The sequence below is a fragment of the Thermodesulfobacteriota bacterium genome (genome assembly GCA_034189135.1).
Classification (GTDB): domain Bacteria; phylum Desulfobacterota; class Desulfobacteria; order Desulfobacterales; family JAUWMJ01; genus JAUWMJ01.
Genome location: JAXHVO010000059.1, coordinates 1 through 12,755 on the forward strand (window position 1 = coordinate 1; position 12,755 = coordinate 12,755).

Below are 12,755 nucleotides of genomic sequence, written 5' to 3' on the forward strand. Positions count from 1 at the left end.
CCTTTAACGAGTTGCCAATGCAAGTAAATTATGCATTTTCTGGAAAATCTTCGTTTTACTTCTATGCGATTTTACATCGTAAATTCAAACAGTTTTCAATTGTCGTTCAGACACTAATTATGGCATATTTTTTGCAGCTATTTTTCCCCTTAATGGCCTAAAATTATCATAATTCTTCTTTTAAAAAGAGAGGGCTCAATTGCTAAAATCTGTTTCGAAAAACGACCTACCGAAAAAGAAAGATTTACCGTGCAAAAAACGTATTTCCCAACAGGGCTCAGGCAGTTCGGAAAGAACAAGTAAATGCTCACAGTTTAAAGAGATAATCGGACGCAGCGATCAAATGCAGGAGATTTTCACTATCGTGAAAAAAGTTGCTGACTGCGATAGCACCATATTAATTAATGGGGAGACAGGAGTTGGAAAAGGCCTGGTGGCAAAAGCAATCCACAGAAATTCCAGCAGGAAAAATAAACCGTTTATTTCAATAAATTGTGGCGCGATTCCTGAAAATTTGCTTGAAAGTGAATTGTTCGGACATGAAAAAGGTGCATTTACCGGAGCTTTGGCCTCCAGGTCGGGTAAATTTCAGCAGGCCAGCGGCGGGACTGTATTTTTAGATGAAATCGGTGATATGAGCCATGACCTTCAGGTAAAAGTATTAAGAGTGCTGGAAGAAGGTGAATTTGAACAGGTAGGTGGAACCCAAACCATAAAGGCCGATGTAAGGGTAATTTCAGCAACCCACAGAGATCTGGAGGAAGAAGTCCAAAAAGGAAAATTTAGGGAAGACCTGTTTTTTCGGCTTTTTGTTATACCGGTGACAATTCCTTCGTTAAGAGAACGGAAAGCGGACATACCGCTTCTTATTTCGTATTTTCTTAAACAAGCGAACTTGAAAAACAAACGGGAGGTTGAAGGCATATCAAATGAAGCTAAAACCTTAATGATGCGCTATTTATGGCCGGGAAACGTAAGAGAATTAAAAAACATGGTGGAAAGACTGGTGGTGCTAAAGGGAAAAGGAACGATTTTAGCGGAAGATTTGCCGGGAAGGTTGAAAACAGGGAAAACCAATAAAACACAACAAACTGAAATCGCAGAAAAAGGAGTGTGTTTGAGCAGTGCAGTTACAGAATTTGAAAAAGCCCTTATCCTCCAATCTCTTGAAAAGACCGAATGGGTCAAAAACAAGGCGGCAAAACTGCTCCATTTGAACAGAACCACGCTGGTGGAAAAAATAAAAAGGCATCAACTCCGACAAATGACAGCTTAGAATGGCTCAAAAAAGTGTGAGGTTATTTTTAGTGCACCCATAAATGTGTCAAATAGATGACGCTTGGCACATTAAATTTGACATCACTACCGCCGTATCATTTCATATTTTATGCAACGGACCAAAACCCAACCAACCATATAGCCCCTATTGTTTTTACAGCTTCTTGTCCGAGTGCATCAATTTAACCCAAGGCTTCCTTAAATTGAAACCTTTGAAAACAGGTAATTTTGCTTCAAGTTTAAAGCAGGCAATAATTTCAACCAAAGGAATATATTGAATATTTGGGAGCTATCGCTAAAGCTTTACTCAAGTCCCAAAGTTTACACTTGACGGTGAAATCGGGCGATACGTACCGCTTGAAAAGGTCTTAAATTCAAATGGCTTAATGCGTATCATACAAAAGGTGGAAATTGCATAATATTACACCTGAATATGGCTGAGGTGGCATGATATTTGTAATATTCTATATTTCGAAGCCGGCAAAGCCAATAAATTGGGTAACCGTTTGCGGCGTGAAACATCAACAACACATTCAGACCAAATGTTCAATTTATGGTTTCTATTTTGCAAGTTTCCTGCAGGCTTACTTAATAGCTGAAACCTGCTGAATTCGAGATATACCGGTTAGTTAAATTATAAAAATAAGTTAAATATCGTCAGTATGGAAAACAAGCCGATACTAGTTGTGGATGATGAAGATCAAGTACGAATGATGCTTTCAAGCATGTTGAGTCGCAGCGGATATGATGTGGATAGTGCATCGGGCGGCATAGAAGCGTTGAATAAATTTGCAGAAAATGACTACGGCCTGGTGATTACCGATGTCGTGATGCCGGAAATGTCAGGCATGGAGTTATTAGGCCAAGTAAAAAAAAAATCTCCCGATGTTCCGATTATCATGGTTACCGGTCACGGAACCATTGATAACGCGGTAGAGGCGATGCAAAAGGGAGCGTTTGATTACATTCTCAAACCTTTCTCCTCTAAAGCGATCGAAACGGCAGTCAAACGCGCAGGGCTTTTATCCGATGGCACCACTAAAGATAGGCTTGAAATAAATCAGTCAGGCCCGGGTAGTAAAGCCAAAGAAATCATTACCAGGGACGAAACCCTTCTTAATATCTTGGAAACAGCTAAAAATGTTTCTTCAAGTAATGCAACGGTTCTTATCCAGGGGGAAAGCGGAACAGGGAAAGAGCTTCTGGCTTCCTTTATTCATCGGCACGGGAGAGGGGGCAAAGCGCCCTATGTGGCTGTGAACTGTGCGGCTTTACCCGATTCGCTGGCAGAAAGTGAACTGTTCGGACACGAAAAAGGATCATTTACCGGAGCGGTGGTAAGGAAGACGGGAAAGTTTGAAATGGCAGGCAGGGGGACCATTGTGCTTGATGAAATCAGCGAAATGACGCTGCCGCTTCAGGCAAAGATATTGCGGGTGCTTCAGGAAAGGGAAATAGATCGAGTGGGAGGGAAAAAAACAGTTCCTATTCATGCAAGAGTGATCGCCATAAGCAATATTAATCTGAAAAAAGCGGTTAAAGAAGGAAAATTCAGAGAAGATTTGTTTTACAGGGTGAATGTGGTGGCTTTGACTATTCCACCCCTGCGACAGCGAAGAGGAGATATCTCACTGCTGGCTGAGCATTTCCTGGAAAAACACAGCAGGAATAATAATAAAAAAAAGCCACAGTTGTCTGATAAGGCAATGTCAATTCTCCAAAATCATGACTGGAGAGGGAATATAAGGGAACTGGAAAATACAATGGAAAGAGCCATACTGCTTGGAGAAGATGAAGTCATTACACCGGCAAACCTATGTCTGGAAGAATCAGGTTTTGATGAATTTTCTGATGATTCAAAAATAAACATTCCTTTAAAAGCAGGTATAACGGTAAGGGATATGGAAAAAAAGCTGATTGTCAAGACGCTGGAAGATCTCAATGACAACCGAACACATGCGGCCGAATTATTAGGCATCAGCATCCGTACACTGAGAAATAAATTAAGGGAATACAGGGAGGAGGGTTAAGTTTGCTTTTCCGGCTAAAATAATTCCATCGGCAGATACTTTTTTGGTACGAATTTTGCTGTATAATTATCAAAAAAATGCAGCGGGAGGAACTTTTAATGGAATCACAGAAAATTTTCAGTCAAACGGTATCGATCTTGGAAAAGGCAATGGACTTGAGAGCAAAAAAACATAATGTCATTGCTTCGAATATAGCCAATATGGATACGCCGGGCTATAAGGCCTTTGATCTTGTTATTGAAAAGGAACTTCAGAAAGTTGCCGGTAAAGGAAACAGTATTTTACTTAATAAGACCCATAAGGCTCATTTGCCATTACGGAGGAGCAAAGCAGATGGTGTCTGTGTCCAGATTGACGATTCCCCGGGATTGTCCTTAAGAGGTGACGGGAATACGGTGGACCTAGATAAACAGATGGGAAATATGGCAGAAAATACTCTGATGTTTAAAGCAGCTGCCCAGATGATACATAAAAAATTTCAAGGGCTTAAATCGGCAATTCAGGGAGGTAAATAAAAATGGATTTTCTGGATGCATTACGCACGAGTTCTTCAGGTTTGACTGCACAAAGGCTTCGAATGAACTTGATTTCAAGTAATTTGGCCAATATTCACACCACCAAAACTCCCCAGGGAGGCCCCTACAAAAGAAAAGATGCGATATTTGAAACCAAGCCGGTTACCGAATCCTTTGAAAAAGTGCTGAAATCCCGTGGAGCCAAAGGGGTATCAGAAGTCAAGGTTGCGGAGATCATCGAAGACCCTGCTCCGCCGATAATGAAATACGATCCAAACCACCCTGACGCTGATGAAAAAGGCTATGTGGCTACGCCGAATATCAATTTAATGGAGGAGATGGTAAACATGATTACTGCCGCGCGGAGTTACGAGGCAAACGTTGCCGCGGTTAAGGCCAGCAAGAGTATGGCGTTAAAAGCGTTGGATATAGGTAAATAATTATGGATAAAATTTCAACTCAAAATATTTCAAAAGCATATCCCGACCTTCTGCCTGGAAACAAGCAACCCCAAAGGGTAAAACAAAAATCCTTTGGAGAAATAATAAAGAGCTCTATTGCCAATGTGGATAAAGCTCAGAAAGCCTCTGACAATGCCGTCCGAAAACTGGCAAGCGGGGAGGAAAATGATATACATAAGACAATGATTACCATGGAAAAGGCTGAAATATCATTCCAGTTGATGATGGCTGTGCGAAATAAAATAATAGCCGCATATGAAACAATCATGCGTATGCAGATTTAAATCGGAGAGAATTGATGTCCTTTAATGATTTTTCCATACAGCTAAAAGCACTGCTAAAAAGTCTTAGCCCGGGAAAACGGGTGGCTTTTTTAAGCCTTATTAGCGGAACCATAATAGGATTTATTTTTTTAATGACATGGACGGAAAAGCCAGATTTCAGGTACCTTTATTCCAATCTGGACATGGAAGATGCATCCGCAATCATTGAAAAACTAAAAGAACAAAAAATTAAGTATCAAATTGCTTCAAACGGAAAAGCGATTTTAGTTCCGGAAGAAAAATTGCATGAAATAAGGCTGGAAATGGCCTCACAGGGTTTGCCCCAGGGCGGAAGTGTCGGGTTTGAAGTTTTTAACAACACCAAGATCGGAATGACGGAGTTTGTCCAGAATGTGAATTACCAACGGGCATTGCAAGGGGAGTTGTCGCGGACAATCAATAAATTTAAAGAGATAGAAAGCTCCAGAGTTCATATTGTGATGTCACCGAAATCACTTTTTGTTGACAAAGAAGAGCCGGCAACCGCTTCCGTGGTTTTAAAACTTCGTCATGGTGGATGGCTTAATGATAACCAGATACAGGGGATCGTCCATCTGGTATCGTCGAGTGTGCCTCGATTGAAACCGGAGGACGTCACTGTCGTGGACAATTCGGGAAAAATCCTGGCAGGATTTAAAACCAAAAGTACGGCAGAGAGAATCAGTTCCAGTCAATTGGAGTTTCAGGAAAAAATGGAAAAAAGCATGGATAACAGAATAAGAACCATGCTGGAAAAGGTATTGGGAATAGACAATGCCATCGTACGGGTGTCTTGCCTGCTTGATTTCAAGAGACGGGAGATGACCGAAGAGAGGTATTTTCCTGATAACAAAGTGGTTCGCAGCGAGCAGGTTTTATCTGAGGCGTCAGGAGGCTCGAGCCTCAATCCGCGCGGTGTACCGGGGCTAAGATCAAACGTATCAAAACGCAAGGAGGAAGGGACAAAAGATACGCTTGAATATCAGAAAGAGGATAAAACCGTTAATTATGAAATAGGTAAAATGACTTCGGTGATATCAGAACCGACAGGTGAGGTTAAAAGAATTTCCGTTGCAGTGGTCGTTGATGGCACCTATGCGAAAATTAAAGCAAGAGGTGGCAGGCAATCGTGGAAATATATTCCCCGCGCACCCGAGGAGATGAAAACGCTGGAAAATATCGTAAAAAGAGCAGTGAATTTTGATCCGGATAGAGGGGATGAGGTGGAAGTCGCCAATATTCCATTTGAAACGGATAAACTTATGGGAAATGTAGAAGAAATTAAGCAGGAAACCTGGAACGCAAAAATCCAAAAGTTTAAGCCTGTTTTTAAATACACCTTTTTAGGCATTTTTCTGTTGTTTTCATTTTTATTTATTGTCAGGCCGTTGACCAGGTGGTTGACCGCAAATGCTTTAACCGAGATGGATATACTCAAAGAACTGCCGAAAACCGTGGGTGAGCTGGAAAGAGAATATAGCGGTTCCACGGGCAGGGTTGAAAATACGGATAGGGTCACCCAATTGCTGGAGACGGATAAAGATGTCTCGGTTGGAGTCATCAAGAATTGGATGAAGGAAAAGTAATTTAAAAAAAGATAAAACACAAGGGCATCAGGCAAACGACCGAAAAGAATGATGGTCGCGCTTCTAAAGCAGGTGCCTTTAAAATTTAATTAAAAAGTGAATAAATATGGATCCCAATAAACTTCCAGGTTCGCTTAAAATTGCAATCCTGATTCAGTCAATGAGCGAGGAAGCATCACAGGTAATAATAAACAGCCTGGATGAAAAAGAAAGAGAAGTTGTGAGTAATCATATGGCCCAAATGGGGTCTATTCCTCCCGATTTGGTGGAAAAGGTGGTGGATGAATTTACCGAGAGTACAAGACATGCAAAGAACAGAAAGCGCTTGGGAATTCCTGAAAAGGACAATAAAGAAAATGGAGAAGAATACATAAAGAGAATCAACACCAGGTCGGCGTCTCTTGGCGCTCTTTTGTCGCTAGATTCAGATAAGCTGTATGAATTGGTAAAGGATGAACATCCGCAGACAATAGCCATAATTATGGTTCATGTCAAAACAAGGATTGCAAGCGATGTTCTTTCAAGATTGCCGGATGAAACAAAAAAAGAAGTTGCATTTAGAGTCGCTAATTTAGACAAGGTAATGGCGGAAATGATTGAAGAGGTAAATTCAGCTTTCGAGGATATTATAGATACGATGGATTCTTCAATCAGTAATGCAAAGGGTGGAACGGATCGTGTGGCTGAAATACTCAACCAGACTGATGAAATGTCCAGCGAGTATATCCTTAACGAAATAGAAGAAAATGATCCTGAGATGGCTGCGGAGATTAAACAGAAGATGTTCGTTTTTGAAGATCTCCCTCTGGTTGACGACAGGGGATTCCAGAAATTGCTTAGGAAGGTGGAAACATCAGAATTGGCAATCGCCTTGAAGGCGGCAACTGAGGATGTCAAAGAAAAGGTCTTTAAGAATATGTCATCGCGGGCAGGTGAAATGTTGAAGGAAGAGATGGATGACTTAGGTCCGGTAAGAATGAAGGAAGTTTCAGATGTCCAGCAGAGAATTACTGCGATGATACAGGATATGGAAGTTAAGGGAGAGCTCATCATCAGTGGCAGGCGAGGGGACGATATGGTAACCTAGCCGCTGAGGAAAAAGAAGTTGTAGACATAGGCATAACGCACCTTGAAAGCAAGAAAAATGGACGATCGGCCAAGGTTCGACCCTTGAAATTAGAGAGTAGGAATAGGGAAAAGACAAACTGAGTTTACCGGGAAAAGGCCAAAGCTGGTCCTTATAATTTCAACGTTTTCCAAACGCTTACAAAACCTCATTCTGGTCTTCAATTTAGAAGATTGACGTATTAAAGGACACAGGATTATTAATATAATGTCTTCAAATCAGGAAAATGCTTTTAAGCTTCACTACTTTCCCACCATTCCTGTCAATTATTCAACTGAAAATACAAGAATTTTTAATAAAGGAAATAAATTTGAACGCAGTCATCATAAGAAGGGATCTGAAGTAGTTCAGAAAAATATTTCAAAAGACAATACAGCTGATGGAATTAAAAAGGGATCCATCGATGAAACTGTCAGGGAAATAGAAGAAAAAGCATATGCAAAGGGTTTTGCCAGAGGCGAAAAGGCTGGTATCGCATCGGGAGAAAAGAAATTCGAATCCGTCATAAACAGCATAAATAAGGGCTTATACGAGCTAATAAAAATAAGGCAGCATATTTGTCTGGAGACGGAACAGGAAATAGTAAAACTTACCATGGCCATCGCCCGAAAAATTGTATGTCATGAGATAAGAGTAAATAAAGCCACTGTGGCAAATGTGGTTAAAGAGGCGATGAACAAGGTTGAAGGCAATGAAACAGTGAAGGTTAAACTCAGCATCAAAGATTTTCAGTTCATAACCAATAAAAAACCCGTCATACTGGATAAAATAACCAATATTGAAAATGTTGTTTTTGAAATGGATGAATCGATATCCGACGGGGGGTGCTTGATAGAAACGGAATCAGGAGATATTGATTCAAGGGTTGAAAAGCAGTTTCAAGCTGTCGAAGAGGCATTTAAAAGTATAAATAAACAGCACTGAAAACAAAAACAGTATAAAGGCAGAAGCGAAAAATAACTGAAGAACTCAGGCCGAAACCGCCAACTTGAACCGATGAACCATGAGCAGCGATGAACTTATCAATTGACCTGGAAAAATATCATAGGAAATTAAAAAATACATCTACCATTTTATCTGTTGGAAGTGTGACCAATGTAACCGGTTTGGTTGTTGAAGCCATGGGCCCCGTGGCAAAGATTGGTACTGTTTGCGATATTTTTACCAAAGGGGATCAAAAGAAGGTGGGGGCGGAAGTCTTGGGGTTTAAGGACAGCAAAGTTAAGCTGATGCCGTTTGAAGAAATAAGGGGAATAGGTCCTGGAAGCCGTGTGGTTGCAAGACCGGAAAAGTCGTCTGTTGCGGTGGGGCAAGGGCTTCTTGGACGAGTGATAGATGGAGTCGGTAATCCGATTGATAATAAAGGAAAAATCCAAAAAGAAAAGGAGTACCCCATATACGCGGATCCGGTTAACCCGCTGTCAAGAAAGAGAATCACACGGTTTCTCGACATTGGGATAAGAGCAGTGAACGGATTGTTGACCGTGGGTTGTGGTCAGCGAATGGGTATTTTTTCCGGATCCGGTGTGGGGAAAAGCGTATTGCTGGGCATGATCGCAAGAAATACAAAGGCGGATGTGAATGTGATTGCGCTGATTGGGGAGAGAGGAAGGGAAGTCAACGAATTCATCGAAAAAGAGCTGGGCGAAGAGGGGCTTGAAAGGTCGGTCATTGTCGTGGCAACTTCGGACCACTTGCCTTTGATAAGGATGAGGGGCGCGTTTATCGCCACTGCAATAGCAGAGTATTTTCGGGATCAGGGGAAGCACGTTAATCTTATGATGGATTCTGTAACCCGGTTTGCCATGGCGCAAAGAGAAATCGGTCTTGCGCTTGGAGAGCCGCCGACGATGAAAGGCTATACACCGTCGGTTTTTACCATGCTTCCCAAATTGCTGGAAAGGGCAGGTACTTCTTCAGCCAGAGGAACAATAACCGGCCTGTACACGGTTCTGGTAGAGGGTGATGATACAAATGAACCGATTGCAGATGCATTGAGGTCCATACTGGATGGGCATATCGTCTTAAAAAGAGAACTTGCCATGCAAAATCATTATCCTGCCATAGATATCTTAAGCAGCGTAAGCCGCGTGATGGACGATATCATTTCTTCCTCGCAGAAAGAAAATGCAAACAGGTTAAAAGCAGTAATGGCTACTTACCAAAAGTCAGAAGATTTGATAAATATCGGCGCATATGTTGCCGGCAGCAACCCAAAGATAGATTATGCCATAGAAATGAATGACCGGGTAAACGGATATTTAATGCAGGGAATCGAAGATTGCGTTGCATATGATGAAAGCGCAAAACAGCTTGAAGAATTGTTTAAATGACATTGGAAACCAATCTTTTAATTTGGCGTAGAAATTAGCACTATCAAAAACGAAAAATCAACCAACCCCCATCCAATCATGTACAAATTCAGCCTTCAATCACTTCTGGATCATAGGAAGCATTTAGAGGAAACCCTGGACAAAGAGTTGGGAAGAATTAAGCGAGAAGTAATTTATGAAAAGAGAAGGCTGAAAAATATCATAACAGCAAAGACAAAATGTAAAGCAGAGCTGGAGAAAAAGCAGGGTGAGGCTAACAAGGTCAATGAAGTCATACTTTGCTTTAATTATCTTGGTAAATTGGCAAAAGACATTGATGAACAAAAAAAGCGCCTTAAGGGTGTGGAAAAAAAATACAATATAAAGCGCGGTGAGTTAATTGAAGCGATGAAGAACAGAAAAACCTTAGAGAGGTTGAAAGAAAAAGAGATGAAAGCATTTAACTACTCGAACATGAAAGTCGAACAGGACATGATGAACGAGATGGCGGCAAATCGATTTATCAGAAAAACTTCCAAACCGGGATAGAGAGGTTTTAACAAAACCGGAAAATCTTTCCGCCAATGATGGAAAATATTGCCGACCAATCAAGTGGCCATGAGAAAAAACCCGAATGGGGTTACCACCGATCGAATTTCAGCAAAAAACAAAACCCGCCATATATCTGCAAAAACAACAAGTTAGAATGTTTCTAAAAATAAATAAAACCATCTTGCCTGATAATTTCTCATAATTAGTATTGTGGCACAATACCTGCAAAGTTACCTGGTAACACCACTGCCAAAGAAAAATTAAGGAAAATACAGCATGCAGCCAAATCTTCAAACAGAGTTTCAACTTATCAATAATCAGCAGGGAAACACGGGTATAGGTCCCAAAGGCAATTCTTCAAAAGAAAATATTGGGATTATAAGCGAGAATGAATGTTTTATTGGAATGCTAAATCGGATAGAAAGAATATCGGAAAAAAATACCATTAATTTAGCAAAGCTACATGAAATGAGTCAAACAGAAGATAATATGCTGGGTATGGCAGTAAAAATCGAGCAGGAGACCGCTTCTCTGACAAACGATTTGACCCTAACAGAACAAAGACCGGCGGAATTGTTGCTGGGATCTGATAAAAATGAAACAGGAAATGAAGAGAATATCAGGCTATGGGGATATTGTGGGAATACCAACCATGAAAATAGCTCCGTAGAAAAAAATAATATGGTTGTCGCAGCGAAAACCGAAAGCAACTCAGGCACGAAGAACTCAGCGCTGAGCGAAATGATAAATATTTCTGTTAAGGTAGAGGAAAATGAAGCAAAAGCAGGGCAGGGGGAATTAGAAAAAAATAGTGCAGAGGTTCAAATATTAAAGAGATCAGAGGAAAGTGCTGGCAAAGAGTCAGCGGCTCAAATCTCCAAGGGAGTAGAAGGAACTGTTGGTAAAGAAACAGGGGCTCAATTATTAAAGGATTTGGGAGCTGATATTGCTAAAACAATTAAGAATTCAAACACCAAAAGCCCAAATATGGGTAAAGACATTAAACATACTGCAGATAAAGGGGATGCGGAAAAGACAGCCGTTTCAGACAGGATAGTGATAGAGGGCAAAACTGTCCATACAGGTGTGGAAGAAGCAAAAATAGTTCACCGCCAGGATCATTTTAATGACGAACTGAAAAGCAGTGAAGCAAGTAAAAAAGATCTGGTATTAAAAATAGTCTCAGCTGCTAAGGAAGAAGAACAGGAAGCAGACTCCTTCCAAAGGGATAATACATCGGGCGAAAAATCGTCACCACAGGATAAGGAATTTATTCGTCTTAAGGAAATCGGGTTGAAAATAAAAGCATCCGTCACTGAGTCTTCTGCTGGAAAAATGATTCACCTGGAATCCGAGAGCAAAGATAGTGGAATCATACCCTCTGAAAATATATCGGGAGATAAGAGTCTGGAAGAAATGACGCCGGGAAGAGAAAACAGGCTGGCTTCAACCATTTCACGTACCGGCACTTTGAAGCAGATCGTACAAAAAGCGGCCTTAAATCTAAAAAATGGAAAATCTCAGGTCAGGATAGATCTCAAGCCGGAATTTCTCGGTTCAGTGCGTATGAAGATAGCCACCGAGAACCAGATGGTAACGGTAAGGATATTAACTGAGCTTCCGGTTGTTAAGGAAATGATTGAAAGTAATCTAGGCCAGTTAAAATCGGATCTGCAAAGCCACGGCATGGAAATTGATAGACTTGATGTTTCGGTAGCCAGTGATTCACAGCAACATAGAAAAGGCTTTGAAAAAGCGGATTTTTTATCAGAAAAAGAAAACAGTGATAATGAGAATCATCATACTGTTTTAGCTGATGAAACAGGGACAGCAAGTCTGCTAAAGGAAAGCACAGCAGTAAATGGTCTCGATTTTTTTGCTTAAAAAAAGATAAATCAAGAAAGGAAATTTAGAAAATGTCAGTTTACCCTGTAGATGCATCAAATTCAAACACCAGTGCGGTGACTACTTCAAAGGATGATGCACTGGACAAGGACGATTTTATGAACCTGCTTGTTGCCCAATTGCAAAATCAGGACCCGCTGAATCCCATGGACAGTACGGCATTTACCAGTCAACTGGCTGAATTCAGTTCTCTGGAACAGCTTAGCAATGTAAATGAAAACCTTGAATATCTCCAGATGTACCAGTCATCCATAAATAATGCACAGGCGGTTTCATTCATCGGAAAGAATATAGATGCATTGGGAAACTCCATTCAACTGGAAAGCTCAGAAGATGAAGAGATTCATTTTGAACTAAGTCAGGATTCGAGTTCCGTGTATATAAATATTTATAACGCGACAGGCGATCTTGTCAAAGTTATAGAACACGGACCCATGGGAGAAGGGAGGCAAAGCGTTGAGTGGGATGGTACGGATAACGGTGGAAATACTCTTCCCGCAGGAATTTACGAGTTTGAAGTAATGGCTGCGGACGCCAACGGTAATAAAGTACAGACAACCACCTATATCAGTGAGAGAGTGACAGGCGTCACCTTTAAGAATGGAGTGACTTATCTGCTGGCAGGGGGAATGGAAATTCCCATCGGTGACGTGATACAAGTGGCGGAAATGAACGAAAATGACTAAAA

The 12,755-nt window shown here is 41.0% G+C and carries 12 protein-coding genes; all 12 read left to right on the forward strand.

The features are described from left to right. The first annotated feature begins 325 nt into the window (after positions 1 to 325). Positions 326 to 1,276: a sigma-54 dependent transcriptional regulator gene (locus SWH54_07880; protein MDY6791170.1), complete on the forward strand. Its 951-nt coding sequence runs from the start codon at positions 326 to 328 to the stop codon at positions 1,274 to 1,276. 664 nt (positions 1,277 to 1,940) lie between these two features. After that, complete coding sequence (locus SWH54_07885; GenBank protein MDY6791171.1) at positions 1,941 to 3,308, forward strand: sigma-54 dependent transcriptional regulator; 1,368 nt, start codon at positions 1,941 to 1,943, stop codon at positions 3,306 to 3,308. Positions 3,309 to 3,406: 98 nt separating this feature from the next. Next, positions 3,407 to 3,823, forward strand: a complete 417-nt coding sequence (gene flgB / locus SWH54_07890) for a flagellar basal body rod protein FlgB (protein ID MDY6791172.1) — start codon at positions 3,407 to 3,409, stop codon at positions 3,821 to 3,823. 2 nt (positions 3,824 to 3,825) lie between these two features. Then, a complete protein-coding gene (flgC, locus tag SWH54_07895) occupies positions 3,826 to 4,263 on the forward strand; it encodes a flagellar basal body rod protein FlgC (GenBank protein MDY6791173.1) in 438 nt (145 codons plus the stop codon). A 2-nt stretch (positions 4,264 to 4,265) separates the two neighbouring features. Beyond that, positions 4,266 to 4,568 carry a flagellar hook-basal body complex protein FliE gene (gene fliE / locus SWH54_07900; GenBank protein ID MDY6791174.1) on the forward strand — a complete coding sequence of 101 codons (303 nt, stop codon included), beginning with the start codon at positions 4,266 to 4,268 and terminating at the stop codon, positions 4,566 to 4,568. 14 nt (positions 4,569 to 4,582) lie between these two features. After that, positions 4,583 to 6,172 (forward strand): flagellar basal-body MS-ring/collar protein FliF, encoded by a 1,590-nt coding sequence (gene fliF / locus SWH54_07905; GenBank protein ID MDY6791175.1) that lies wholly within the window; start codon positions 4,583 to 4,585, stop codon positions 6,170 to 6,172. 106 nt (positions 6,173 to 6,278) lie between these two features. Next, the gene (fliG, locus tag SWH54_07910; protein MDY6791176.1) at positions 6,279 to 7,259 is read left to right on the forward strand and encodes a flagellar motor switch protein FliG; all 981 of its coding nucleotides are present in this window, start codon (positions 6,279 to 6,281) and stop codon (positions 7,257 to 7,259) included. A gap of 246 nt (positions 7,260 to 7,505) precedes the next feature. Beyond that, a complete protein-coding gene (locus SWH54_07915; GenBank protein ID MDY6791177.1) occupies positions 7,506 to 8,222 on the forward strand; it encodes a FliH/SctL family protein in 717 nt (238 codons plus the stop codon). Positions 8,223 to 8,311: 89 nt separating this feature from the next. Then, a complete protein-coding gene (gene fliI / locus SWH54_07920; GenBank protein ID MDY6791178.1) occupies positions 8,312 to 9,631 on the forward strand; it encodes a flagellar protein export ATPase FliI in 1,320 nt (439 codons plus the stop codon). A gap of 78 nt (positions 9,632 to 9,709) precedes the next feature. After that, a complete protein-coding gene (fliJ, locus tag SWH54_07925; protein MDY6791179.1) occupies positions 9,710 to 10,159 on the forward strand; it encodes a flagellar export protein FliJ in 450 nt (149 codons plus the stop codon). Positions 10,160 to 10,438: 279 nt separating this feature from the next. Then, the gene (locus SWH54_07930) at positions 10,439 to 12,046 is read left to right on the forward strand and encodes a flagellar hook-length control protein FliK (GenBank protein MDY6791180.1); all 1,608 of its coding nucleotides are present in this window, start codon (positions 10,439 to 10,441) and stop codon (positions 12,044 to 12,046) included. A 32-nt stretch (positions 12,047 to 12,078) separates the two neighbouring features. Then, on the forward strand, positions 12,079 to 12,753 hold the full coding sequence (locus SWH54_07935) for a flagellar hook capping FlgD N-terminal domain-containing protein (protein MDY6791181.1): 675 nt from the start codon (positions 12,079 to 12,081) through the stop codon (positions 12,751 to 12,753). Positions 12,754 to 12,755: the final 2 nt, after the last annotated feature.